The sequence below is a fragment of the Fictibacillus sp. NPDC058756 genome, from assembly GCF_042746035.1.
Lineage (GTDB): Bacteria > Bacillota > Bacilli > Bacillales > Fictibacillaceae > Fictibacillus.
The window spans coordinates 97285-122201 of the sequence record NZ_JBHYPU010000002.1 but is presented as its reverse complement, the minus strand read 5'-3'; the positions used below and the strand labels follow the sequence as shown (position 1 = coordinate 122201).

At 38.9% G+C, this 24917-nt stretch carries 24 protein-coding genes and 1 other annotated feature; of the genes, 6 read left to right on the top strand and 18 right to left on the bottom strand.

The features are described from left to right. Nucleotides 1-83 precede the first annotated feature (83 nt). On the top strand, nt 84-1745 hold the full coding sequence (locus ACFW35_RS17460) for a glutamine--tRNA ligase/YqeY domain fusion protein (protein WP_379847732.1): 1662 nt from the start codon (nt 84-86) through the stop codon (nt 1743-1745). A 147-nt stretch (nt 1746-1892) separates the two neighbouring features. Here the strand turns inward: ACFW35_RS17460 and ACFW35_RS17455 are convergent, their stop codons facing one another. The 8 genes from ACFW35_RS17455 to ACFW35_RS17420 form a co-directional block, all read right to left on the bottom strand. Then, nucleotides 1893-2384, bottom strand: a complete 492-nt coding sequence (locus ACFW35_RS17455; protein ID WP_379847920.1) for a M15 family metallopeptidase — start codon at nt 2382-2384, stop codon at nt 1893-1895. Nucleotides 2385-2553: 169 nt separating this feature from the next. Then, nucleotides 2554-3390, bottom strand: a complete 837-nt coding sequence (locus ACFW35_RS17450) for an STAS domain-containing protein (protein WP_379847731.1) — start codon at nt 3388-3390, stop codon at nt 2554-2556. A 78-nt stretch (nt 3391-3468) separates the two neighbouring features. After that, nucleotides 3469-3699, bottom strand: a complete 231-nt coding sequence (locus ACFW35_RS17445; protein ID WP_066285947.1) for an excisionase family DNA-binding protein — start codon at nt 3697-3699, stop codon at nt 3469-3471. A 93-nt stretch (nt 3700-3792) separates the two neighbouring features. Continuing rightward, nucleotides 3793-4965 (bottom strand): MFS transporter, encoded by a 1173-nt coding sequence (locus tag ACFW35_RS17440; RefSeq protein ID WP_379847729.1) that lies wholly within the window; start codon nt 4963-4965, stop codon nt 3793-3795. Nucleotides 4966-5080: 115 nt separating this feature from the next. Then, on the bottom strand, nt 5081-6196 hold the full coding sequence (locus ACFW35_RS17435; protein ID WP_379847728.1) for a plasmid pRiA4b ORF-3 family protein: 1116 nt from the start codon (nt 6194-6196) through the stop codon (nt 5081-5083). Between the two features lie 20 nt (nt 6197-6216). Then, nucleotides 6217-7170, bottom strand: coding sequence for a PDR/VanB family oxidoreductase (locus tag ACFW35_RS17430; RefSeq protein ID WP_379847726.1), 954 nt, complete (start codon nt 7168-7170; stop codon nt 6217-6219). A gap of 11 nt (nt 7171-7181) precedes the next feature. Continuing rightward, nucleotides 7182-7640, bottom strand: coding sequence for a dimethylamine monooxygenase subunit DmmA family protein (locus ACFW35_RS17425; protein ID WP_379847725.1), 459 nt, complete (start codon nt 7638-7640; stop codon nt 7182-7184). Then, complete coding sequence (locus ACFW35_RS17420) at nt 7637-8593, bottom strand: heme-dependent oxidative N-demethylase family protein (RefSeq protein ID WP_379847723.1); 957 nt, start codon at nt 8591-8593, stop codon at nt 7637-7639. The genes ACFW35_RS17425 and ACFW35_RS17420 overlap by 4 nt, the downstream gene beginning before the upstream one ends. A 249-nt stretch (nt 8594-8842) precedes the next feature. Here ACFW35_RS17420 and ACFW35_RS17415 point away from each other — a divergent pair, with 249 nt between their 5' ends. Both ACFW35_RS17415 and ACFW35_RS17410 read left to right on the top strand, forming a co-directional pair. Beyond that, the gene (locus ACFW35_RS17415; protein ID WP_379847722.1) at nt 8843-9826 is read left to right on the top strand and encodes a hypothetical protein; all 984 of its coding nucleotides are present in this window, start codon (nt 8843-8845) and stop codon (nt 9824-9826) included. A 24-nt stretch (nt 9827-9850) separates the two neighbouring features. Next, the gene (locus tag ACFW35_RS17410) at nt 9851-10405 is read left to right on the top strand and encodes a hypothetical protein (protein WP_379847721.1); all 555 of its coding nucleotides are present in this window, start codon (nt 9851-9853) and stop codon (nt 10403-10405) included. An 88-nt stretch (nt 10406-10493) separates the two neighbouring features. Here ACFW35_RS17410 and ACFW35_RS17405 read toward each other — a convergent pair whose 3' ends face one another. The 7 genes from ACFW35_RS17405 to ACFW35_RS17375 form a co-directional block, all read right to left on the bottom strand. Then, nucleotides 10494-10907, bottom strand: coding sequence for a VOC family protein (locus ACFW35_RS17405; RefSeq protein WP_379847719.1), 414 nt, complete (start codon nt 10905-10907; stop codon nt 10494-10496). A 399-nt stretch (nt 10908-11306) separates the two neighbouring features. Then, nucleotides 11307-12416 carry an o-succinylbenzoate synthase gene (menC, locus tag ACFW35_RS17400; protein WP_379847718.1) on the bottom strand — a complete coding sequence of 370 codons (1110 nt, stop codon included), beginning with the start codon at nt 12414-12416 and terminating at the stop codon, nt 11307-11309. Between the two features lie 37 nt (nt 12417-12453). After that, nucleotides 12454-13248, bottom strand: coding sequence for a GNAT family N-acetyltransferase (locus ACFW35_RS17395; RefSeq protein WP_379847716.1), 795 nt, complete (start codon nt 13246-13248; stop codon nt 12454-12456). 17 nt (nt 13249-13265) lie between these two features. Next, complete coding sequence (locus ACFW35_RS17390) at nt 13266-14756, bottom strand: amino acid permease (RefSeq protein WP_379847715.1); 1491 nt, start codon at nt 14754-14756, stop codon at nt 13266-13268. A 2-nt stretch (nt 14757-14758) separates the two neighbouring features. Continuing rightward, a complete protein-coding gene (locus ACFW35_RS17385) occupies nt 14759-15904 on the bottom strand; it encodes an amidohydrolase (RefSeq protein WP_379847713.1) in 1146 nt (381 codons plus the stop codon). Between the two features lie 12 nt (nt 15905-15916). Next, a complete protein-coding gene (locus tag ACFW35_RS17380; protein ID WP_379847711.1) occupies nt 15917-16771 on the bottom strand; it encodes a MurR/RpiR family transcriptional regulator in 855 nt (284 codons plus the stop codon). A 177-nt stretch (nt 16772-16948) separates the two neighbouring features. Beyond that, complete coding sequence (locus tag ACFW35_RS17375) at nt 16949-17695, bottom strand: L,D-transpeptidase family protein (protein WP_379847709.1); 747 nt, start codon at nt 17693-17695, stop codon at nt 16949-16951. 181 nt (nt 17696-17876) lie between these two features. Between ACFW35_RS17375 and ACFW35_RS17370 the strand changes: the two genes are divergently transcribed. Together ACFW35_RS17370 and brnQ are read left to right on the top strand one after the other, a co-directional pair. Next, complete coding sequence (locus tag ACFW35_RS17370) at nt 17877-18410, top strand: GNAT family N-acetyltransferase (protein ID WP_379847708.1); 534 nt, start codon at nt 17877-17879, stop codon at nt 18408-18410. A gap of 82 nt (nt 18411-18492) precedes the next feature. After that, nucleotides 18493-18738: a binding site (T-box leader), on the top strand. A 50-nt stretch (nt 18739-18788) separates the two neighbouring features. Beyond that, nucleotides 18789-20123 carry a branched-chain amino acid transport system II carrier protein gene (brnQ, locus tag ACFW35_RS17365; protein WP_379847706.1) on the top strand — a complete coding sequence of 445 codons (1335 nt, stop codon included), beginning with the start codon at nt 18789-18791 and terminating at the stop codon, nt 20121-20123. 76 nt (nt 20124-20199) lie between these two features. Here the strand turns inward: brnQ and ACFW35_RS17360 are convergent, their stop codons facing one another. The 3 genes from ACFW35_RS17360 to ACFW35_RS17350 form a co-directional block, all read right to left on the bottom strand. Continuing rightward, nucleotides 20200-21375 (bottom strand): toxic anion resistance protein, encoded by a 1176-nt coding sequence (locus ACFW35_RS17360; RefSeq protein WP_379847705.1) that lies wholly within the window; start codon nt 21373-21375, stop codon nt 20200-20202. Then, on the bottom strand, nt 21362-22027 hold the full coding sequence (locus tag ACFW35_RS17355) for a 5-bromo-4-chloroindolyl phosphate hydrolysis family protein (protein WP_379847703.1): 666 nt from the start codon (nt 22025-22027) through the stop codon (nt 21362-21364). The genes ACFW35_RS17360 and ACFW35_RS17355 overlap by 14 nt, the downstream gene beginning before the upstream one ends. 234 nt (nt 22028-22261) lie before the next feature. Next, a complete protein-coding gene (locus tag ACFW35_RS17350) occupies nt 22262-23053 on the bottom strand; it encodes a DUF4240 domain-containing protein (protein WP_379847702.1) in 792 nt (263 codons plus the stop codon). Between the two features lie 752 nt (nt 23054-23805). Between ACFW35_RS17350 and ACFW35_RS17345 the strand changes: the two genes are divergently transcribed. Next, nucleotides 23806-24906, top strand: a complete 1101-nt coding sequence (locus ACFW35_RS17345) for a PRK06851 family protein (RefSeq protein ID WP_379847700.1) — start codon at nt 23806-23808, stop codon at nt 24904-24906. The last annotated feature ends 11 nt before the right edge of the window (nt 24907-24917 follow it).

Here is a 24917-nt window from a genome sequence, read left to right as displayed (position 1 = left end):
AAAGAATACGTTTAGTTGAAAATTATTTTTGTTATAATGTAAAGTATACTTTAGTTTACATATAAGGAAAGGCTTGATACGGGATGGAGAATAGTTCTTCTAATTTTATTAAAACAATCATCCAAAGCGATCTGGAATCCGGAAAGCACAAGAAAGTTATTACACGCTTCCCTCCAGAACCTAACGGATATCTTCATATTGGACATGCAAAATCGATCGTCATTAACTTCGGACTCGCAGATGAGTTCGGCGGGGAAACGAACCTTCGTTTTGATGATACAAACCCATTGAAAGAAGATCAAGAATACGTTGATGCTATCAAGAAAGATGTTGAATGGCTAGGGTTCGAATGGGAAAACCTTCGTTATGCATCCGATTACTTTGAAGAAATGTACACGCGCGCTGTACTCCTAATTAAAAAAGGAAAAGCGTACGTTGATGATCTTTCGGCTGATGAAATCCGCGAGTACCGCGGGACACTGACTGAACCTGGTAAAGAAAGTCCTTACCGAAACCGTTCAGTTGAAGAAAACTTGGATCTTTTTGACCGTATGCGTAAAGGCGAGTTCGAAAACGGACAGAAGGTTCTTCGCGCCAAAATCGATATGAGCTCGCCAAACATTAACTTGCGAGACCCGGTAATTTACCGCGTATCTCATGCTACTCACCACAACACTGGTGACACTTGGTGCATCTATCCGATGTATGCGTTCGCTCATCCGATCGAGGATGCAATTGAAGGTGTGACTCACTCGCTCTGTACAACTGAGTTTGAAGACCAGCGCCCTCTTTACAACTGGGTAGTGGAAGAGTGCGAGATGGAAAGCAAGCCTCAGCAAATCGAATTCGGCCGTTTAGGTCTGATCAATACAGTAATGAGCAAGCGTAAGCTAAAACAGCTTGTAGATGAAGGATATGTGGACGGATGGGATGATCCGCGCATGCCAACGATCTCTGGTTTACGCCGAAAAGGCTACACACCTGAGTCAATCGTTGAATTTGTAAAAGCTGTTGGTGTATCAAAAGGTTCTGGTGCTGCTGATACAGCGATGCTTGAACACTTCATCCGTGAAGATTTAAAAGTAAAAGCACCTCGTACGATGGGTATTGTTGATCCGCTTAAAGTGGTCATTACGAATTATCCTGAAGGACAAGTTGAAATGCTGGAAGCTGAGATCAATCCAGAGAACGAAGAAATGGGAACGCGCCAAATACCGTTCTCCCGTGAAATCTATATTGAGCGTGAAGACTTTATGGAAGATCCTCCGAAAAAGTACTTCCGCCTCTTCCCTGGCAACGAAGTACGTTTAAAGCATGCATACTTCATTAAATGCGAAGATTTCATAAAAGATGAAGACGGCAACGTGGTTGAACTTCATTGTACGTATGATGTTGAAACGAAGTCAGGTACTGGTTTTACTGGACGTAAAGTAAAAGGAACACTTCACTGGGTTGAAGCTACACAAGCCGTTCCAGCCGAGTTCCGTTTATATGAGCCACTAATTCTGGATGCTGACATGGAAAACGAAGAAGACAGCGAAGGTAAAACATTCTTGGATTACGTGAACAAAGATTCTCTTATCGTAAAACAAGGATTTATCGAGGCGAACATGAAGAACGCGAAGCCGCATGATAAATTCCAATTCTTCCGCCACGGCTACTTCAATGTAGATCCAAAGCATACAACAGAAGATAAAATCGTATTTAACCAAATCGTTTCATTAAAGAGTTCGTTTAAGCTTTAATGACATATAAAAAGCAGGTTTCCGTCTGGGAACCTGCTTTTTAATTTAATTTATATAGCTTATTCATGAGCAAAATGAAATTTATGAGCCTTCATCACTTTTTATGATCCTTCAAATGAATTTATAGGCTTTTCGACAATGTCTGTCCTATCTTGCTGGAGGTCTTTCCCCATACTGCAGCTCACGTATACTTAAGCCAAAATCCATCTCTAGATGAGGATAGTCTTTAAAACCAACCCAATCTCCACCCCATTCAAAGCCTAACTCTTTTCCAATACTCACAACTTCCATCCAATCGGACTTTCCATTCTTATTATCATCCCGCTCCAAGTCCCACACGACCGTTCCGTCTTTCAACTGAAGTGCGAAATCAATGGCAAGACCGTAATTGTGATAAGACTCTCCGCCTTCTACATGTGTCACAACAGTTCCTTCCGTACTTCTTCCGCGCGTATAAAGTTCATCCTGTTCTTCCGCTGAACGGAAATCATCTGTTATCACAATCGTAATGCCTTTTTGGGCAGCTCTCTGAATCAGCTGATCTCTTTTTTCAGCAACGATCGGGTGAATCTCAGTTGGCATCGGCACATTCTTTTTTCTCATCTCATCTATAATTAAAAAAACTAGAAATCCTAACAAGGTCACAAATACTACTCTTATTATCCATTTCACCGAAGCAAATCCCCCCAGAATCTAGCATTCTATTTTCATTTTAACGTATATGTACTGGAAATGTTTCACCCTACTCTATATCTATGAAAAGAAGACATGAAAAAAGACCAGGTTTGACCCAGTCTAGTAAAAAAGATTATTTTTCTTTTGAAGCAAGTGCTTGTGCCAGATTTGATTTAACAGAAACTTGGTCAAAAGAGAGTCCGAGCTGCGTTGCAGTTAAAGCAATTTCAGGTCTGATTCCTGATAGTGTAGATTTTACGCCGATTAATCCGAGCGTTTCTATTAAAGAGAAAATCTGCTGGGCAACCATCGTATCAATTATGAGAACACCTGATAAGTCTATTAAAAGATGTGAGATTCCTTTTTCAGAACATTGCTCTAATGTATTTTCTACAATAAGCTTTGCCCTTGCCGTATCAATCACACCGATCAACGGAAGCAGACCCATATGATTATTGAGAGCAATTACCGGAGAGCTCAATTCATTAATCATTTCTTGCTGTGCAATCAATTTCTCTTCGCTGTACTTTTGGTTTTCTTCAACGAACCAAGTAACAATTTTATTGAAGGTATTAATAATCACATCGTTCCAAGAATCAACAACATTCTGAGAATATTTACCTTCATGAAGATTCACAAATTCTTTAACGAATTCAAGATACTGTCTTTGGACTTTAAAGAATTCTTTCATGATTACGGTCACAGGTGTATTTAAGTGCTCATCATCCTTCGCAATCATGACTACCCATTGTTCAAAGTCTCTTAGAAACTTGGACTCCTCTTTAACAAAAACCTCACAAAAATGCAGGTGAAATTCATGATTCTGCTTTTTTAGTGTAGCAATGGTTTCAGGATTTGTAGAAGCATAGACCCCCGCGGCTTTGCTTTTATCGATTGAAGCATACCATTCCTCGGTCATTTGCCATGTCTTATCTATTAAAAAAGAATGCAGTTCCTTGTCTCTATGCATTTCTTTTACACTCTCCCCAATCTGCCATTTTTCTCTATCATATATCGATGTTGACGTCTTTACAATTTTTAGGTTTCTTTAATCTTCATCCTTTGCATCCCAGTCTTCTGGAATCGGTTCACTTAAATATTCCTCTACTAATTTCTTATATTTTTCAAGCTGTTCAAAGTGTGTGTTGAACTGCTCCTTGTTAATCAGATGCTGTGTTCCGTCAAAGATTGTACGGATTTTCTTTTGCTGAATTAAACTTTCGACAACCTCTTCAGGCATAGACAGATATTCTGCCGTTTCTTTTATTGTAAGGTACATAATTTTTATCTTCCCTTGTTTAACATTTGTTTAACCTTAGCTTACCGCAAGAACCGAGCTCATTCAATATACCCAGAAAAAGCCATTCCGAATCTATTGAAATGATCTTTGTTTCATTATCAGTTGATTGCTCATTATCAAGGCGAACAATAACAAGATAGCATCTACAAATCCATATGCTAAATCATAACTTCCTATGTGGAATAGAAAGCTTCCTAATAGCGGTCCGATTGACATCCCCATATAGCGAAAGAAATTATATGCGCCAATTGCAGTCGCACGGTTCGTTTGAAATTCCTGTGTAAGCAATGCTGTCTGCACAGGCAGAGACATCCCCAAAAACAATCCAAATAAACTAATAGACACAATTAACATACTTAGTGAAACATCTGATACCAAGATGAAAAACAATAGTGAAAGGACATTAAGAAAAGCAGTGCCTACAACTACTTTTCTTTCGTCAAAGTTTCGCAGCTTTCCGCCGATGAAGCTTCCAACAACAATTCCCAGTGATAATGGAAGAAATACAAGTCCTTTTTGCTCTGCAGATAAGCCATAACGTTCGCTCATAATTCCGGGTAAAAATACCAAGAAGTTATACAGCGCGTAGTATTGGATAAAACCGATTCCGATTACTGAAAATCCAATTCGATTTTTTAGAATGTTAATAAAATCTGTGAACTTAAAATTTTGTTTCTTATTTGCTTTTGGCTTAGTTTCTTTCAAATAAACAAAGTTACCTGCTAAAACGATCAACCCAACACAAAATAAAGCGACAAAGATCATATGAAAATCAAACGAACCGCTTAAGAACCCCCCAGCAACTGGGCCGAGGACCGGACCAAGCGATACCATCATTTGAAAGGTTCCCATAGGCTGAATACGGTCTTTCCCTTCAAATAAATCACCTATAACCGTTACAGCAACAACAGAACCCGCTGCAATACCAACTGCTTGCAAAGAACGGAAAACTAACAAGGACTCAATAGACCCGGAAAGAAAACAGCCAATCGTTGCGCCCAAATAGATAAAGATACCAGCCAGCATTACTTTCCGCCGTCCTATAGAATCCGTTAGCGGCCCATAAACCATCTGCATGAGTGCTAAGAAAATTGTATAAATGGAAATCGAAAAATTAACTAAAAAAGAAGTAGTATGAAGTTCCTTTGTCACCTCTGGAATGAGAGGAACATAAATGGTCTGTGAAAAAGGACCAAGGAAAGCGGCAAAAGCGACAAGATAAACCAATAGAGTTCGGTGCTTCAATCAGAAAACTCCTTGCTGTATGAAATAAAAAAGTCTGCTGAAATAGCTCCAGACAGACTCACACCAACGTTTGAACTCTTAAATTATACACCTGATTAATCTTTTTTAAAAAAGATTAGCTTTTTATCTTCTTTAGTTTACGGTTAATTTCTTTCAAATTAAAATATTCTGGATCAAAATTGCGTTCACCAGTAACTTCCGCTGCCCATCGCATCATATGTTCATATTCTTCATGAGCTGGGTCTTTAATAATAGATACAAAATATTCATAACCGCCTGGTCCGCCAATATCTTCAGGAGGACAATTCCGTTCTCCTTCTAGACAATAAGGATATCCTGGATCATCCTCTACGAATACTTCTTTTTCAACTTTAATGATATGACGCCATGAATCACCAAAATCATATTCATACATAAACGAACTTTTCACTTTCATATAGTCATCAATTCTAACACTAACGGGATGCTTCTCCACCTTATCAAAAGAAGAATAAGGATCTTTTTCTTTAATATAGCAATCAGGCAGATCAAATAAATACAGATGCTGATTGTCCCAGCCAAAAGCGGTTTGGATAATCTTATGGAACTTTGTAAAAGGGATGTGATCTGGTATCAGAAGCCTTCGATAAATGACTGGTTGAATATGCTCTAAAGTAATTTTTACTTGGTAATACTTGCGTGGGTTCAATTCAGTCTTCTTCGCTTCAAATTTTCTATCTGATAAACTATTATTAAACACTTCCTGCATAGCCTCTACAGGATAAAGTTGTGGCAATTTCATCATGATGTATTTATTTAGCTTACGGTTGAGTTTATTTAAATCAGGAATCTCGTTATTCTCTTTAAATTGATTTAAAGAGAGTTCGCAATAGATAACCATTTCATTAATCTGGCTGTTAATAGATCTCTCACTCGTTGTAGTAATAGAAGATTCTTTACATTTTAATAGATATTCTTCAATAATTGCTCTATCAAATCCATCAGCTAATAAGTTCTCCTGAATTCCCTGAATAACAACGTCAGTAAAGTTCTTAAAATCACTACTTTTTAGTCCATATAATAAAAAGTTATATCTAGTATGATTATTCATGACTAGAACACATTTCTTTCTATTGTGAACAAAGATATTTGCATGCCAGCAATAAAGAGGATCTACATCAGAAACATCCACTTTTTCTGCTGGTGCTTTAATTTGTTCCAATAACTTTTTCGTACATTGAATATAAATCACTAAGTGACACTCCTTTAAGACTAAACATCTACCACCAACATATCTGACTTCGCACGTGAAACACAAGTTAAGATTCTTGAATGGCTTTGTTTTTGTTCTTCACTCAGAAAATAATCATAGTGTGCGATTTCACCTTCTACAACCTTGAGTTCACATGTACCGCATCTGCCAACACTGCATGAATAAGGTGCTTTAATTCCCTTGTTCAGGAGTGCCTCAAGCAAAGTCTGATCCCCCGCAACTTCAACAAAAGTTCCATCTTTTAGTTGTACATTAAAAGGTTGCATATCTTTAGGCTGCGGCGGGGCAAACCGTTCCATATGTACAGCAGATGGTGGATACCCTAGTTGATACGCTGACTCAGTAAGGTCTGATATAAATGACTCAGGACCACAAAAATAGACGTGAGTTCCGATAGGGTGTTCTTCTAAGGAAGATTTAGTAATCCGCTGCTTTTTATTAGAGAAATAAAAGCGGCAATGTTTTGGATAATGCTCTTTAAGAAATTCATAGAATGCACAAGCTTCCTCCGTTTTAGAGGCATAGTGAAGTTCGAATGAAGAACCTCTAGAATGAAGTTCATTCATCATCGATAAAAACGGGGTAATTCCGATACCAGCTGCGTAAAAAACATGATGCTTCGCTTTAAAGCTAAGGGGAAAATGATTCTTTGGATAGCTGATATGCAGCTTGTCGCCAACCTTCATCTTTTGATGCCAATAAAGAGAACCGCCTCTGGAAGCATCACTTAACCGGACACCGATTTGATAGTGTTTCGTATAATCGGGACTGCTAGTTAAAGAGTATTGTCTTACAAGCAGCTCCTCATCCTTGATATACGTTGAAATATGAGCACCGCCGCTAAACTTAGGGAGTGGCTTCCCATCAACAGAGGCAAGAGTAAACCTTTTAACAAATTTAGTCTCTTCTTTAATATCATTAATCACTACAGGAATTGTTTTTTCTTTATACAATGCATTCACTCCTAAAGTTTTGCGACATAACCTAAGACGGCGTTATGATAAACTGAGTAATGGTCTGAAACAGATAGCTCCAGTCCACAGTGATTGCACAAAATTTCTTCCTCAGCATTTTTCATTTCATTAATTCCATGACACCGGCAGCAATAGACCCTCATCACTTTTTCACCGTAGCCTATGTACTGTGCTTCTTCATCCGAAAATCCCATGGCCTCTGAAACTAGCTTTGCTTGCAATAATTGATCATTTGGCAGCCCCACATAAAGATACGTCCCCATCTTTTGGTCTTTTAAATATTTGGACAGCTGCGACCACTCTGGTTCCCCTTCAATTAAAAAGATTTCATGTAACAACTCTTCTTCTTTCACTCGCTCTATTACACTGCTAAAAAGCATTAGGCCATGTTGATCTCCACAAAATGCATACTTTCTTTTACCGGGAACAAAAATCGCTTCACTGCTCATAGAACTTTCCCGCTTTCCAGTTGTTCTTCTAAATAATCCAGCACAGCCTTTTTATATAAGGAAATCCCTTTGTACTCTGTAATGTGTGGAGGCAGTTCAGAAAGAATTTCATAAAACTGCTTCAGCCACTCGAGGTTAGAAGCTAATTTTTCTAGAGAAAGCAAATGAGTGTGAATCGTAAAAAGAATACCGTTCGTTCGAGGCAATCTGAACAGCTTCTGCACTTCTACACGAATATGAACAAGCTCTCCTGCATTCTCTTTTGTCACCTGTTTACGAAGTTTCCCCCACTGATCAAATGTCTCAAGGGAAGTGTCCAGCCTGTCTCCAGCCATCAGCGACCAGTTTTTCCTCTCCCATGGGTTGCCAGCTTCAAGCCTCATAAGGAATTGCAGAATTCGATCATCCAGTCCTTCTTCTTTAAATCCGGGAATTGGGTGGTGAATGCTCTTAAACTTCATGCCTAAGTTAAACGCAAGCGACCAGTTAGCAGGAAAACAAAGCTGACCTGCATCGAGATACAGATCACCGTCCCGCTGCATCATAAGTATTAAATCCTCTTGCACGTGCCTGCTTATAAAAGCTAAAGGCTCCTCAGGCAATGTTGATTCACCGCCAAACGTGAACTCCTGCTTTTCTTCTAAAATTTTATTGTTAAATGTCCATTTTGAACCATTTTTTTCTACCGAAAACTGATCTGGATACTGAGCAGCAAGATGATCAATCACCAGCTCAACAGTCTCCCACTGTCCAGTAATGGTGTGTGGTAGTGATTGATAGCAGCGTTCAGCATGATGATTCAAAAGAGTACGCTTAAAATGCATCTCTTCTTTATAATCTGGAGTGACTTCAACACAAAATGGCGTCTTCATAGGTATAGAGTTATTGGAGTAGCGGTAGGTTGAACCTTTAAATGGATAAGGAAAGCTCTCTAGATTATTAATCCACTTCATGTCTTCACCCTTTACAGAATATTCTTATAACTTTAATTTTATAGATTTTAGATATGAAAGACTATGAAATTATGAAAAACGCAATCCCTTTATCACCACATAATTTATGTTGTTAGTATTAATTACTTGTAAAAAAGATTAATAAACCATTTTATGCCCATCAAATAAATATTCTATTACGAACAATTTTATTAAATTCTGAATTTTAGAAAAAGCTGTCTGTCATCATAAAATAAAAAGGAGACAAAAATGAAAAAATTAGGTTTACTTCATTACACACGGAAAATATTCTTATGGTTTGGATTGATTTCACTGTTCTTTCCAGCTATGAGCATTGAAGCCGCCTCGCCTCCGACTTCAAGCTCAAGCTATTACATGGACACGATTGATACCGTCACTCTTTATGAAATGGGCTACCAAAAAGGACGTGCAGATTCTAGTAAAGCTGGGACACAGCAAAGCATGGTCATACTTGACTTTGGCGGTCAGCCTTCACCCACTACTGTTTCACTTAGAGGAATGCCTGATGCCACTCTCGATCAAGTAAAAAATGCGGTACAAGCCTATTCCCGAGGTTATTGGAAAGGAACGGGATCTGATAACTATTCGACTGTTCAAGTGATCGTTGGAACGAATAATTCGTATACCGTAACAAATGAAGGCGGCCGAAACTTTGCAAATATGATAGATGCCATCAATGCCCATAACACAGCAAGCTCCTATTCTGACCAAGTAGAAGTGGATGGCGGGAATGATATGGAGCCTGGCTATGATGATACGGTCAGCACGAGAGACTGGGTAAAAGGTTATGATGCAGTTAATAGCTATTCTCTTTACAATTATGGAAGTGCTGACGGATGCTACCATACAAACACGAACACCGGAACAACTAATTATTCTTGTAATAACGGATGGACCTATAACGATATTTATTACATTTCATGGGGAGCATCTCCAGCATGGCCACTTCCACAAATTTATGATAATAGCGGAGATATGGCAGAACAGTGGCAAAACATCAACAAGTACTCCGCTGTTTCACAAAACAACCAGATGAAATTTGGAGCTTCCTTAACCCAAGCCGGAGCCTGCCAAGACGTTGGCTGTCATTGGGAACTTGACAATACACCCAGCCAGGGCTGGACACAGTTAATCAATGAGCTCAACAGTGATGCCATTACAGCCGAATCAACTAAATTTCCTATTCTATCAACGGATATTCAGTGGCACTAATATATAGGTAAAGGAGTGAAGGAAATGAATAAAATTTGGATCGCATTACTAACTGTAGGAGTACTATCTTGTGCGGGAATTAGCTATTATCATGTTTCTGCTTCTAATACAGAATATGGCGCTTTGCCAAAAGAAAAACAGGAGATCCAGGAACGAAAAGACAAAAATAAAATTAAAGCTAAAAACGACAGTATTACAAAAAATAACACGAAGGATGGTCCACTTGTTATCCAAAAAGACCGTACCGTAACACCTCAAATCATCAAGAAAATAGAAGACCAAGTAAATGATCAACGTATTCGGTTCACGAATGGCTGGGTCAGTCCGGTTAACCATCAGGAAATGAATGCCCGGGGGGTAACCGTTGAGACTGGAGCTCTTAAGTCAGATCCCGCTCAAGGTATTGTTGTTGTACTAACAGATGGTGAAAAAAGAAAGTTTGTCGATTCAAAAGAATATAAGACTCCTTCAAAACATGGAGAAGTTAGAGTTATAGATTATGATGGATTTGATCTCACTTTAGAGGCAGAAGACAAAACCAGATGGACCTTTAATGTTCCGACAGGGACTTTTAAATAGGTTTGATTTGATTAGAACAGCATTTTTCAAAGAAAGAGGCCTAGGAATAATTTTCCTAGGCCGTTTCTTATTTAAGTAAAATTACCATTTATTCATCTAAAGATACATAATCACACAGTTCTATAATCTGCCCTTGCGAATGAACAGGGTTCATATAGATTAGTCGGCGTCCAAAAGGGTTGATCCGGTATGTGTCTTTTAAAAAAGTATAGCCTCTGCTTTCAAAATCTTTTATTGTCTCGAGCAGATCATCCACTTCATAAGCGAGATGATGCACACCTTTACCATTCTGTCGGATAAAACGTTCGATTGGAGAAGTTCTGCTAGTTGGCTCCAATAATTCAATCACTTGGTTCTCCATCTCAATAACCGCGATATGGGTTTCAACACCTGGCTTTTCACTTGTATATCGTTCCTTCAGCTTTCCGCCTAGCACATTTGTATAAAATTCAATCGCTTCATCTATTCTTCTCACAGCGATTCCTGTATGATCCAGTCGCATTACACTCACCTCTCATCTATAAGTATCTTTTATTATGGCTGCTTTCGTAAAGTTTGTTGCTTTGTTAGTTTAGGTACGACTCTTCATACTTAGTTGTTTTTTATTTATTTGCAGGTACGGTTAACATCATCTTTTAAAGGATTAATAGATTAATAATTTAACAGAAAAATATAACTACTTCATATATTTCTGAAATGTGTGTAACTGTCGCTTTTTATACGTACACGACGTATTTACAAAAGTTTATGGTAAATACAGTCGAATCCTTTTATATCACAAAGATAAAACCAAAAAACCGTCAGCATCACGATTAAATGTGATACTGGCGGTTTTCTTATTACTGGATTCTTATCCTTTCCTGACCTTTAATCCACAACGGATAGTAGTTTAATTCCATACTTATCTGAAAACCTTACTATACAACGTATAGTTATCCACCTTTTCTCTATTCACTTCAAATCCAATGCCTGTCGTTTGTGGAACGTTTATTGTCCCATTCTCTACCGTCACTTCGGGATCAATAATATCCTCTGCCCAATAAAGTGAGGATGCGGCTGTATCACCAGGTAAGGTAAAGTTCGATAGTGATGTGATCGCAATGTTATGAGCTCTTCCTACTCCTGATTCGAGCATCCCTCCACACCATAATGGAACACTATGCTTTTCGCATAGGTCATGAATTTTCCTTGCCTGTGTTAACCCTCCGACACGACCCACTTTGATATTAATGATCTTACAGCTTCCGAGCTTGAGTGCTTTTCTAGCATCCTCTAATGAATGAATGCTTTCGTCTAAGCAAACCGGTGTTTTCAACTTAGCTTGGAGATCTGCATGGTCAATAATATCGTTGTGGGCAAGAGGCTGTTCAATCATCATAAGATTATAATTATCCAATACTGCTAAACGATTGATGTCTTCTAATGTGTACGCAGAGTTTGCATCTGCCATAAGTGGAATGTCAGGATATATCTGACGGACTCGATCAATTAATTCAACATCCCAGCCTGGCTTAATCTTTAATTTAAAACGCTTGTAACCCTCCTTCAGACGAGCTCCAATGATTTCAAGTGTTTCTTCAATTGAATCCTTAATTCCGATACTTACTCCTACATCAATTTTCTCCCTAGTCCCGCCTAGTGCATGTGCTAAAGAAAAATTTTGTTCTTTCGCATACAGATCCCAAACAGCTCCCTCTAAAGCAGCTTTAGCCATGTAGTTTCCACGGATGTGGGCAAACAGCGTTTCAGAGAGCTGATCTGGATGGTCGATTTCGTTATTTAGTAGAATGGGGATCAAATAGTCTTCGAGAATGTGCCAATTCGTTTTAACCGTTTCCTCGTTATAATGCGGATCGAGCATAGCAACGGATTCTGCCCATCCCGAAAGGCCATCGTCATTTTTCACTTCAACTAAAATAAAGTCTTTATCGTATTCCGTCCCAAAACTAGTTGTAAAAGGATGAAGCAGATCTAATTTTAAATGACGTAAAATTACTTGCTTGATTTTCATATCTTTTAATCTCCTTCTCCCCATCCAATCCATGCTGTTATTTTTTTCTTAGCACATAAAACGAAACGGGAAGTTTTTTATTAGCGATAAATCCTGTAACTTGCCACTTCTCTTCAAATAATTTAGAGAAAACTTCCCGGGTTCTCAATCGCCAATCTAATGCGATTTCCGTATTCGTTTCCCTTATTGTTCGATAATCTCTTGGAAATGCGACATAAGCTAAGTCTGATTCAGGCTCAAAATGAGTAAGAAAAGGTTCTGGAACTCCATTTTGTCCCTCATTCCATTGAATAAGGGACTTCTTAATAGCTGTATCTAAATCAATATCAGAAAAGGTTTCTTGGTCCTTGTTAAGATGCCATTCTACAAGAAAACGATCAGATGGAATTCCGCTGTTCAACAAGTCTTCCATCTCACCATAACAGTTTTCTATATAGGTTGACGATACTCCACCAAGCTTACTAATGTTTAAATAGCCATTTACACTTTCGAGAGGATCATACGTCCACGTAATGAGAGAATAACCTAACTTCAATGCTTCCTCTCGTTGTACGTGTTTGAGTTTTTCTCCAATTCCTTGATTCCGATAGCGTTCATCAGTTCCTAATATATGAGAGCAAAGATATGCGGTTTTGCCGTTAAAACCAGGGAAGCTGTATTGAAATCCAACGAGTTCCTCCTTATCGAATGCACCAAGAACGAGACCACCGTTTTTTACGGCGGTTAGTGTCTGATGTGAGGGAATCGAATCATTATCTCCCCAAATTTTGCTTTCTAGTTGACGTACTTTCTCAAGTTCCTCCAGTTTATTAAGTGAACGTATCTCGATCATGGTTTACCACTCCCTAATTATTCCTTAGAAAAGTCCGCTTCTTTTAACGGGACCATTCTTGTTTTTTTAGCCATTTTGTAACCTATATAAGCAAGAAGGAATAGTGGTAATCCAATGTATGAAACTAAAATTCCGTACCAATCAATTTTTGTTCCAATAAACGCAGAGTAATTTTGTCCAAATATAGCAATCATACAAAGAATCGTAGCTAGAATCGGACCAAATGGATACAACTTTGATACATAAGGTAAGTCGCTTAAGCTTCTTCCTTGGGCATTATAGGCTCTTCGAAAACGATAGTGTGTAATGGATATCCCCAACCATGATAAAAACCCTGATAGTCCTGCAGCATTCAATAACCACGTATATACGGTTCCTTCTCCAAATAAAGACGTAAGGAATGCAGCCATACCAATAATGGTTGAGAAAAACAAAGCATTTGCTGGGAGACCATGTTTATTTACTTTTTTCAAAAATGCTGGGGCTTTTCCTTCCTTAGCCAACACCCATAACACACGTGAAGCTCCATACATTGCTGAGTTACCTGCGGAAAGTACAGATGTTAAGATAACGGCATTCATGATCGATGCAGCCATTGCAAGTCCTGCATTTTTAAATACGAGTGTAAAAGGGCTCACCGCAATATCCGTAATATCTGAGCTTAATAGACGCGGGTCATTGTAGTTGATCAAGAATCCAATAACGATAATCGCCAATACATAGAATAAAAGAAGTCTCCAAAATATTTGTTTGATAGCTTTTGGAATATTTTTTCGAGGGTTCTCACTTTCCCCTGCTGTAATTCCAACTAACTCGGTCCCTTGAAAGGCAAAACCAACGACCATAAAAACGCTTATAACGGATAAAAACCCTCCTTTAAACGGCGCTTCTCCTTCTGTGAAATTCGAAAATCCTGCTGTGTTTCCGCTCATGATGCCAAAGATCATCAAAACTCCAACGACGATGAAGATAATAATGGTTGCTACTTTTATAATGGCAAACCAGAATTCAGATTCCCCATATCCTTTAACGGATAAATAATTTAAACCGAAAATGAGGGCAAGGAACAATGCACTCCATACAATGCCCGGGACACCAGGGAGCCAATATTGCATGATTAACGACGATGCAGCAAGTTCGAGCGCAACGACTATGGCATTGTTGTACCAATAGTTCCATCCAACCGCGAATCCGAAAGCAGGATCCACAAACCGAGATGCATACGTGCTGAAGGAACCAGTGACAGGAATCAAAGCAGCCATTTCTGCTAAGCTTGTCATCAGGAAGTACACCATGACTCCCGCGATCATGTAGGCAGCTAACGCTCCACCAGGGCCTGCTGTATGTATAATAGATCCACTTGCTAAAAATAGACCCGTTCCAATTGTTCCTCCAATGGCAATCATGGAAAGATGCCGAGTTTTGAGTTTTCGGTCTAAATGCTGTTCACTAGGGACATCTTGTACAATTGTATTTTGAGGTTGTGGTTCGATTGGTAAATTTTGCATTATTACTCCTCCTTTAGATTATTCTCAGATGTTAGCAAAACAGTTTGAGTTAATATCTTCGCTCCATATATCAGTGCCTCAAGATTAAAAGACATATCTGGATGGTGAAGTCCTGGCGACAGACCGCATCCTAAACCAACCATAGTTGCAGCTAAAGCTGGATGGTTGGCCGTATAAAAATGAAAGTCTTCACCCCCTTGTGAAATAAGGTCATGTATGACATTTTCTTCTCCGAGGATTTTGCATATTGCAGTCTCTGCTAACTTTATCGCTTTTTCATGCTTTGTCGCTGCTGGGACATATTCAGCCATCGACCAAGATATAGTGGCTCCTGTTTCTTTCATCGTTTGATTCATGATTCTATTTGTGAGCTGCTTAAGATCAAACATCACTTCATTTGTTTGGGCTCTTGCATCAATAGCAAAGACCGCAGTTTCCGGAATCGCGTTTGATGCATCATTATCCACTTTGAGTTTTGTCATTTTTATGGAATACGGAGTCTCTGTTAGCAATTGAATTTCCTTTAATTGCTGAACGAGGAATGCCGCAGCCTCAATCACATTAATTCCTTCTTTAGGACGTGATGCATGGGCTTGTAACCCTTTGATCGTTCCATGAATCGTTCCAGCAGAACCATGAAGGATGACAGGTGAAGCTTTTAGATAAGGGCATTCCTTTTCGGGTCGAACATGGACTCCGAACAAGTATGTCACATTGTTCAACGCCCCTTCTTTCATCATCTGAAGAGCGCCTTCTCCTTTTTCTTCCGCAGGCTGAAAGATAAAACGGAGCGTATGTTTTGGCTGGATTCCGCTTGCCGCTATTGCTAGAGCTGAATACAACACCATCGTACTATGCGCATCGTGTCCGCAAGAATGGTTAGGCTTAACGGTGCCTTTCACTTCTTGAACGAGTGCATCCATATCGGCTCTTAATGCGACAACTTCATTGGATTTTCCAGAAATCTCTGCAATAAAACCATAGTGATCTCGAAATGTTTTTATGGTCATACCTGCTTGTTCAAGACGACCTCTGAGATACCGGGACGTTTTTTCCTCCTGCCAGCTAGGCTCAGCCAAAATGTGAAGGTCGTGGTACGTATTTAGTATTGCTGCTTGATGCAGATCAAGATAATCAATCGGGTTCATTACAGCACATCCTTATTCATGAAATACCTCATATATTGAGTACAACTTCTCTAATTTTTGCTGGTAAGACTGGATTCGTTTCTGATCCTTCTCATAAATACCTGCAACCACTAATTCAAGCAAGGTAATAACAGAAGCGATAGAATTCGTCCCCTTTTCCGCATTTTCTTCAGTCGTCAGTGTAATATCAGATATACTTCCCACAGGCGAGAGCAGTCGATCTGTAACGGATAATAATGTGACTCCGTTGTTTTTCGCACACTCAGCGATCTTTACTGTTTCGTTGGCATACCTCGGAAATGAAAAAACAACTACGACAGATTTACTTGTAAGGTTAGTAAACTTCTCATAAAAGTCCCCTGCATGAGAAACGAGATTAACGTTCTCTCTTAAAGAATTTAACGTATAAGAAAACCAATACGCTCCGGCATGGGAGATCCGTTGACCAGCGATTAGAATCTGGTCAGCCTCTATTAGCGCATCAACTGCTTTCCAAACATTCTGTACGTTAGAATGATGCAGCAAATGTCTTAAAATATGGATCTCGTTATCTATGATTTTTGTAAATGGATCACTCTCCCCTTTTAAAGAGTGAACAGGGACACTTGAGAAATAGCCTGTTTGGTTCTGCTGCAGCATTTGCTTTTGAATGATGCCTTGCATTTTACTAAACCCTTCAAACCCTAATGCATAAGAAAGGCGAATTACTGTTGTTTCACTTACTTTTGCTTCTTTTCCAATCTGAAAGGCGGTCTTAAATGCGGATTCATCCAGATTCTCAACAAGGTATTTAGCCACTTTTTTCTGCCCTGTTGATAGATAGGAATACTTTTGTTTCACTAACATTTGAAAAGAAAGCGTTTTCATAAATAATTCCTTTCGGGTGTGAAGTTTATCCTTCATTGATATACTTTGTTGCATTTAATTCTTTATTTATTTTTAACACTAACATATTTTTCGTAGGAATTAAATAATATTTTTGATTTTTCAGATAAAACAACCCCTTATCATTCTTGACAAGGGGTTTGACCAATTATTTTATTATTACATCATCCCCAACGCCTTCTTCGTCGCTGGTCCTACAATTCCATCTACTGTTAACTTCTTCGCTTTTTGGAACTTTCGTACGGCTGCATCTGTATTTGCTCCGAATACGCCATCGATTCCTTTAGTACTATACCCTAAGTCAGTCAGTCTGCGTTGAAGCTCCATGACTTCAGCTCCGCGGCTGCCCTTTTTCAGATTCACTATCGAAAATACTGGTACTGTTGAACCGTTTGTCACTTTATATCCATTGGCTGCTGCAAGTGCTGGGAACGTCTTACTTGAAGTCGTAATCACAACTGGTGTATTTACAAGAATTCTCGCGTACAGCCATTGAACGTCGTTATTGTACATACGGATACAGCCTGCACTTACGTATTTTCCAATGGAATCTGCGTTATTGTTTCCGTGAATAGCGTATGTGGTTCCCCACGTTCCTCTAGCATTTAATCCGAGCCATCTGTTGCCGAGCGGATTCCTTGGATCTCCACCTGGTATATTGCCGGTATAATAAGGCCTGTTTGTAATCTTGTTTACAATTTTAAACTTACCTTCTGGTGTGTAGGACGGCAGTTTTCCCGTTGCGACTTTAAACACTTTAGACAATTTATTATTCTCAAAATACGCCAGCTGGTTAGTGGACTTATTTATAACGATAAAAGAAGAAGCTGCTGCTTTTGCCGGCTGCACTAAAAAGAACATAAAACAAAACATGAGTAACCCGATGACTAATTTTTTCGTTTTCATTCCTTCTCTCCTATTCCTTATTGAAATAACAAATCCTCATATTCTATGCGAGGGAATAGGAGTTGCATTACAAATTTGCTAAAAAATTTAATCGAAAAATCATGAATATTAGGGTTGTACCATGAATAGACTGGTAGGTTATATTTAACTTAATAATTATGATCTGAAGGACTGAGTAAAGATGAAGAAAATTATCCTGAAAAACAACATAGAAGTGACCGTAAGAAGAGCAACTAAAGATGATGCCCAAAACATGATCGACTTTTACAACGCGGTTGGCGGTGAAACAGATTTCCTTTCCTTTGGAGCGAATGAATTTAAGCGTGATCTACGAGAATATGAAGATTACATCACAGCAACCTCCAATGAACAAAATTCAATCATGCTGCTGGCACTCATTGATTCAGAGATTATCAGCATCGCAACCATAAATTCCTCACAAAAAGAACGGACAAAGCATGTTGGAACACTAGGAATCGTCGTCTCTAAAACGTACACTGGCTTGGGGTTAGGAAAGATATTAATGAATGGTCTTATAGAATGGGCTAAGCAAAACGGCGTAACCAAAAAGATCAGTCTTGTTACGAATGAAACGAATACAGTTGCGATTGAGCTTTATAAAAAGTTGGGATTTGAAGTGGAAGGTTTGTTGAAGAAAGATAATTTTATTAATGGGAATTTTAATAACACCATCATTATGGGACTGCTGTTATAGCTTTTCTATTGAAATACTTTTCGATTAATTCTGAAATTATTATTGACTTCTTTATTTTATGATGCTAAATTTACTATTAATATTAAAATCAATGACGAGAAAGAGTAAGATATGATCCTGTTCCCCAGAGAATCGGCGCTTGGTGAAAGCCGATGTTCAGACCTTATCCGAAAATCATCTCTGAGATGCAAAGCTGATAATGTAAGCTTTGACGGGTCGTCCGCCGTTACAATGGAACACGTATAATCGTACGTTGACTGAGTGCCGCAAGCTTTTTCATTAAGCTGCGGAATTAGGGTGGTAACGCGAGCTATAACTCGTCCCTGTTTTAGGGACGGGTTTTTTTATGTTCAAAAACAATAAAAGGAGAGATTACTTATGAGAAAGATGGACACCGTTTTTATTGGACTAATGTTATTTTCAATGTTTTTTGGAGCAGGAAATTTAATCTTCCCTCCATTTTTGGGAGCAGAAGCCGGATCATCTTACTGGCTTGCTATGGCAGGATTTATCGTAACAGGAGTTGGACTTCCTTTTGCCGTATTATTTGCGGTTTCTCTTGTAAAAGGAGGAGTTCAAACCATTGGCAACCGTGTTCATCCGTTGTTCAGCACAGTTTTTATGGTCGTCATCTATTTATGTATTGGACCATTCCTAGCCATCCCAAGAAACGCAAATGTTGCTTATGAAATGGGTGTTAAACCATTCTTGAGCACTAATTCTAACGCAACACTTATTCTTTTCTTATTCACGGCTGTCTTTTTCGCACTTGTCTATGCAGTCAGCCTGAATCCATCAAAAATGGAGAAATATATGGGACGCTGGATCACGCCAGTCTTGCTATTAGCAATGGTTGTGCTATGTACAGTAGGATTTGTTAAGTTAGATGCTCCACTTCAGTCACCAGCTGCCAACTATCAATCAGGAGCTTTTTCGACAGGGTTCATTGAGGGATATAACACAATGGATGCACTTGCTGCACTTGCTTTTGGAATTGTTATTCTTACAGCAATTCAGCAAAGAGGCGTTCAAGATCGAAAGCAATTAACAAACTATACATTAAAAGCCGGTTTGATCGCGGGGACGTTACTTGCGCTGGTTTATGTCAGTTTGGGGTTAATCGGTGGAAAGATGGCAGCAGCTGGTTCCTTTGAAAATGGAACAGATATTCTTTCAGCAGCCTCCACTCTATTGTTAGGGGAAAGCGGAACAGCCTTTCTAGGTTTTATTTTTACATTAGCATGCTTTACTACCGTTGTTGGACTAACATCTGCGTGTGGTCAATATTTCTCAAACCTACTTCCCAAAGTTAGCTACAAAACGGTAGTCTTGCTGGTTACACTTGTAAGTTTTACACTCTCTAATCTTGGTCTGAACCAGATCCTAAAAGTGTCGGTTCCGTTTTTAGTCACAGCTTACCCATTAACAATCGTATTAATTACACTTACGTTTTTTAACCGTTTCTTCAAAAATCCAAAAAAAGTGTATGGCAGTGCTATTCTTTTCACAGGAGTATTTGCGCTGATGGATGGATTACTTGCTTTTGGTGTTGGATTAGGTCCGGTCCAAGTTGTTAAAGATATCCTTCCGCTATCCTCGATGGGATTACAGTGGATCCTTCCTGCTCTTGTTGGTACAGGAGTTGGAATAGTTATCAGCAACCTCAGCAAAAAAACTTCAACACTAGATTCGTTAGAAGCAAAAGCTTCGTGAGTTGAACTAAAGTCATGATTTCCCTTGGCACAAAAAAGGTACTTGCGTCTCATCACAGCGCAAGTACCTTCTTTAATTATTCTCCTTTAATCTCAAGAAGTTTTTGTCTCAACCCGATCTCCATCGTTGCAAGCTCTTCTTCTGCTAAACGTCGCTTCATGCGGCCTTCCTCTTGAATGCGAAGCGTTTCTTCAAGTGTTGACAGTAAGTTTTCCTGTGTTTTCTTCAACGTTTCGATATCAATTAAACCGCGCTCATTCTCTTTCGCCGTTTCAATTGTATTGGTTTTAAGCATTTCTGCATTTTTTAATAACAGTTCATTTGTCGTTTTGGAAACCTGTTTTTGAGCTTCTACAGCATTACGCTGTCTGATCAGTGTGAGTGCGATCGCCACTTGGTTTTTCCAAAGTGGAATAGCCGTCATGATGGACGACTGAATTTTTTCAACAAGTGCCTGGTTCGTGTTTTGAATAAGACGAATTTGCGGCGCACTTTGAATCGTGATTTCTCGGCTCAACTTCAAATCATGCACACGTTTATCCAATCGGTCCGCAAACTGAACCATATCATTCACTTCCTGGAACTTCATCTGGTCATTTGTTTGTTCAGCTACTTTTCTCATCTCAGGAATCGTTACTTGATTCAATTCATCGAGCTTCAACTCGCCTGCTGCAATATATACATTCAGCGCTTGGAAGTATTCCTTATTGTTCTCATACAATTTCTCAAGCATCACAATATCAGACATGAGAACATTCTTGCTTCCGTCCAGTTTTACGGAGATGCGGTCGATCTGTGCACCCGTCTTCTGATACTTGGAAAGTACTTCTTGAACAGAACCTGAAATCTTACCAAACATGCGGCCGATTAAAGTAGGCTTATTAGATTTCAGTTCTTCAGGATTCACATCTTGAAGTTTTCTCATTAAGTCTCCAATGATTTCACCGATCTGACCTGTGTCTTTCTTTTTCACATGTTCGAGCATCGTATTTGAAAAAGAATGAAGCTTCGCTTGTGCTGGTGCACCGTATGTGATCATCGTCTGGTGGTTTGTCGGATCAATCTGCTTTGCGAGCTGATATGCCTTCTCCTTATTTTCTTCTGGCAACACATCGATTAATCGGATCTGTTTATTTTCCCCCGGCTGCAGATTGGATTCTTTCTCCTCACCGAAGGGATTAGCCAGCAAGTCATCCATCAGATTTGCCGGTTCATCTGTATTGTTAAACAGGGGTGCATTATTTTCTTTCATTTATATCTCCTGCCTTTTTAATAGATTGTGATTCTTTCAAGGATCTGATCGAATACTTCGCCACATCGATCTCATAATGAAGGTCATCTATATCATTTGACAAAACCTGGTATAAATCCTTTTCGATGTATTCTTTTAACTCATCAAGCGTTCGTTTTGTTTCCACTAAAGACTTTGTGAGTTCTTTCGTTTTTCTTGGCTGTGCTGTTAAAAACATATATTTCTCCGTAAGTTCGACAGCTGAATCCAAATGGGAAAAGTAAAATTGCTCAGCCTGGTAAAAACGTCTTGGCTCTTTCTGGGTTAAGCTTTGGATTTTCCGCACCACTCGTACCAAGTCCGCTCTTTGCTTTAACGTAGGCAGATCTCGTACAGAGAGCAGTGCCTTTTGCAGGCGATGAATCTTCGGTTTTGCTTCATCTAAATTTCTTCTGATGTATTTATATTCTCTTCTCGATAGTTGGTGGCTGCTAAGAAATCGCTGTTTTTGAAGGAGCCCTGTTGCAGTATATGCAGCAGCCCCGCCCGCAACAGCGATTCCAGATGACATGAGATACGTCTGGTCATACGCAATAATACTCGCCAGCCACACTCCTACAGAGGATGGGACAGCAACAAACATTCGGATAAAAAAGGCTAAAAATCCGTTCATTGTAATCGACTCCTGACATAAACTCTTTCTTATTCATACGAATGTACAAGTTTCAGAGTTTCGTTTTTCAATAAAAAAGTTTCCTTATAATATGTTTCTAGTATTACCTTATCGAAACCTTCCTAAAATAACCATGGCTTCAGGAAGTAATGTGTTCTAAGACTTGAGGCGTATTTTATAAAAAAACTCACCCTGTAAAAAAGATGGTGAGTTTTGATTTTTTTATGTAATTGATTAGTATTCGAGCGGAGTTTCTCCAAAAGCTTCCCATAAAAGCGGAAACTTTTTTCTAAGACCCTCTTCATCATCTTCATCCCAGTCAAATTCGATCTCTGGCTGAATATATGAATGGTTCGTTAACTTTTCGTACAAATCATGATAATCTTCATCATCCTGACCCGTCTTTTCTTCAAACGCTTCACACGCCACAGACAATAATTCTTCAAGCTGCGGCATTTCATCTTGCTCTTCTACTAGTTTTAAATAAGGCAAAAGAGTCTCAGGATCTTTTATAGCAGCCTCATAAGGCTCTTTTCCGAGATATAACAGAAATGCTCTGAAATAATCAAAACAATCATCAGAACAGCCGCCCATGATGATGTATGCTGCAGCCCAGAGGTCTGATGTGTATGACTTTGAATAATATTTCTTTAATATGAAATCAAATGTAACGATATCTTTTACTGGTCTTTTTGAAAGCTGTGTCATAAGCCATTCCATCTGCTCTTCAGCATCGTCGCCTTTTTCTTTACATTTATCGATCAGTTCCCAAAACAGCGTTTCTGTCATGGTTGTATCTTTTAAAATAAGATTTGTTGATTCTGCAGGTAAATAGCCTTTCTTCATCTTTGAGCGGATGAGCTTATCTATTTCTTTACGGCATTCATCTTCGGATTCAAACGTTTTTGTTTTTATTGCTCCAACCGTTCCCACTTTTCCATAGGTAACAATATAAGAATTTCCTGTTTGGCTGATTTTCCAAAACTTATTAGAAGCCTCATCTTGATAAATTAGTAAAGTTTCCATATAGATTTACCCCTCATCTTCCTTTTCCAACTTAACCCTGCACTTCTATGTTAATACAAAACAAAGACGCTGAATATGTATATATCACATAAACAGCGCCTTTAGCTTTCGATCACAATATTCACTTAAACTTTCTTTCCTTTCTTACTAATACACAATGCTAGTTATTCATCCCATAACTAGACTTCAATTAATTGTCCGTTCAATCAATTGCCTTGCATTAGATCAATATTTTTCCTTCACTCTGGTAATTTCCCACATGCCCACACGCTGCGAAAATAGTTTTCACCGGCTATTTCCGTCTGCAACATGATCTTAGCATGCTTCGCTCACATACGTCATTGGAATCATCCTCTTTCCGTAATGTGTATTTGCGCGTTCCCGCATATCCACACATCTCGAAATCAGTTTTCACGGGCTGATCTCTACCTGGATGTGATTTAATATGCTTCGCTTACTTGCGTCATTGGAATCACGCCTTCCTTGTAAAGGTTGTGTTTCATTTGTTAACTACATATTAACCTATTCTGAATTTATTGCAAATATTCAGAATAATCAATATTATGTTGTTTGAGCTGTTTTTATTCCACTTTTGTTTGTCATGCTTCTTTTTTCGTAAAATTTCTTTTTATTTCATCATATTTCAACAATTTAATTATTAAACTCTTTTCTTAGGCTTTCACCTATTCGTTTCCCCTCTCATACTATGCATGTAGGAAACACAACTAACTATAAGAGGAGTGTTTTTAACATTGACTGGAAAAATTCTGAATTACTATGCTGGGGGTAATACAGCAAGGGGTTTTCATAACTTATTCGAATCGAATCTAAACGGCCTTGAACGTCTTTTCATCCTTAAGGGCGGACCTGGAACAGGCAAGTCTACATTAATGAAAGCCATCGGGAAAAAGTGGAACGACGAGGGATATGATGTTGAGTACATCCACTGTGGTTCTGATAACGGCTCGATCGATGGTGTCATACTGCGGGATTTGAAGGTAGGAATTGTAGATGGAACGGCTCCGCATGTTATTGAACCAAAAGCTCCAGGTGCAATTGAGGAATACGTGAACTTAGGAGTTGCGTGGGATTCCAATAAGCTCGCTAAAAATAAAAATGATATTCTTAAGCTATCCGAAGAAATTTCTGCTGATTTCCAAACGGCTTATTCCATCTTCCATGAAGCATTGCTGGTTCACGACGAATGGGAAAAGATTTATATCGAGAACATGGACTATAATAAAGCGAATGAACTTACAGATGAGCTGATGCACAAATTCTTTTCGAAAAAGCAAAACAAACAAGGAGATGTTTATCACCGTTTCTTAGGAGCAGCCACTCCGCTAGGGGCTAAAGACTTTGTTCCAAATTTAACTGAGGGTTTAAAGGAAAGATACTTTATTAAAGGACGTCCTGGTTCTGGTAAGTCCACTATGTTAAAAAAACTTGCAGCGAATGCTGAAGCATCTGGTTACGATGTTGAGATCTATCACTGCGGTTTCGATCCGAACAGCCTTGATATGGTCATTGTAAGAGAACTGGGTTTTGCAATCTTTGACAGCACTGCACCACATGAATATTTTCCTGAACGGTCTGGTGACTCCATTGTAGATATGTACGCAAAAACAATCACACCAGGTACAGATGAAAAATATTCTGCTGAGTTAAAGGTCATAAGCTGGCGATATTCAGAAAAAATGAAAGAAGCCATCAGCTTTTTAGCAGAAGCGAAACGAAAGCATGATGAGTTAGAGAAATATTATGTGGGAGCCATGGACTTTAAGAAAATTGATGAAATTCAAAAGTCGATTAATGCAGAAATTGAAAAAAGGGCTGCTGCAAGACAGAAATAACTTTCTTTTAG

Bases quoted from the DNA above. Each gene is read 5' to 3' on its own strand.
- ACFW35_RS17350 (WP_379847702.1), bottom strand. From the start codon at position 23,053: ATGGAAACTTTACTAATTTATCAAGATGAGGCTTCTAATAAGTTTTGG.
- ACFW35_RS17375 (WP_379847709.1), bottom strand. From the start codon at position 17,695: ATGAAAACGAAAAAATTAGTCATCGGGTTACTCATGTTTTGTTTTATG.
- ACFW35_RS17420 (WP_379847723.1), bottom strand. From the start codon at position 8,593: ATGAAGTGGATTAATAATCTAGAGAGCTTTCCTTATCCATTTAAAGGT.
- ACFW35_RS17395 (WP_379847716.1), bottom strand. From the start codon at position 13,248: ATGATCGAGATACGTTCACTTAATAAACTGGAGGAACTTGAGAAAGTA.
- ACFW35_RS17390 (WP_379847715.1), bottom strand. From the start codon at position 14,756: ATGCAAAATTTACCAATCGAACCACAACCTCAAAATACAATTGTACAA.
- ACFW35_RS17450 (WP_379847731.1), bottom strand. From the start codon at position 3,390: ATGCATAGAGACAAGGAACTGCATTCTTTTTTAATAGATAAGACATGG.
- menC (WP_379847718.1), bottom strand. From the start codon at position 12,416: ATGAAAATCAAGCAAGTAATTTTACGTCATTTAAAATTAGATCTGCTT.
- ACFW35_RS17370 (WP_379847708.1), top strand. From the start codon at position 17,877: ATGAAGAAAATTATCCTGAAAAACAACATAGAAGTGACCGTAAGAAGA.
- ACFW35_RS17425 (WP_379847725.1), bottom strand. From the start codon at position 7,640: ATGAGCAGTGAAGCGATTTTTGTTCCCGGTAAAAGAAAGTATGCATTT.
- brnQ (WP_379847706.1), top strand. From the start codon at position 18,789: ATGAGAAAGATGGACACCGTTTTTATTGGACTAATGTTATTTTCAATG.
- ACFW35_RS17405 (WP_379847719.1), bottom strand. From the start codon at position 10,907: ATGCGACTGGATCATACAGGAATCGCTGTGAGAAGAATAGATGAAGCG.
- ACFW35_RS17385 (WP_379847713.1), bottom strand. From the start codon at position 15,904: ATGAACCCGATTGATTATCTTGATCTGCATCAAGCAGCAATACTAAAT.
- ACFW35_RS17410 (WP_379847721.1), top strand. From the start codon at position 9,851: ATGAATAAAATTTGGATCGCATTACTAACTGTAGGAGTACTATCTTGT.
- ACFW35_RS17415 (WP_379847722.1), top strand. From the start codon at position 8,843: ATGAAAAAATTAGGTTTACTTCATTACACACGGAAAATATTCTTATGG.
- ACFW35_RS17445 (WP_066285947.1), bottom strand. From the start codon at position 3,699: ATGTACCTTACAATAAAAGAAACGGCAGAATATCTGTCTATGCCTGAA.
- ACFW35_RS17355 (WP_379847703.1), bottom strand. From the start codon at position 22,027: ATGAACGGATTTTTAGCCTTTTTTATCCGAATGTTTGTTGCTGTCCCA.
- ACFW35_RS17360 (WP_379847705.1), bottom strand. From the start codon at position 21,375: ATGAAAGAAAATAATGCACCCCTGTTTAACAATACAGATGAACCGGCA.
- ACFW35_RS17460 (WP_379847732.1), top strand. From the start codon at position 84: ATGGAGAATAGTTCTTCTAATTTTATTAAAACAATCATCCAAAGCGAT.
- ACFW35_RS17380 (WP_379847711.1), bottom strand. From the start codon at position 16,771: ATGAAAACGCTTTCTTTTCAAATGTTAGTGAAACAAAAGTATTCCTAT.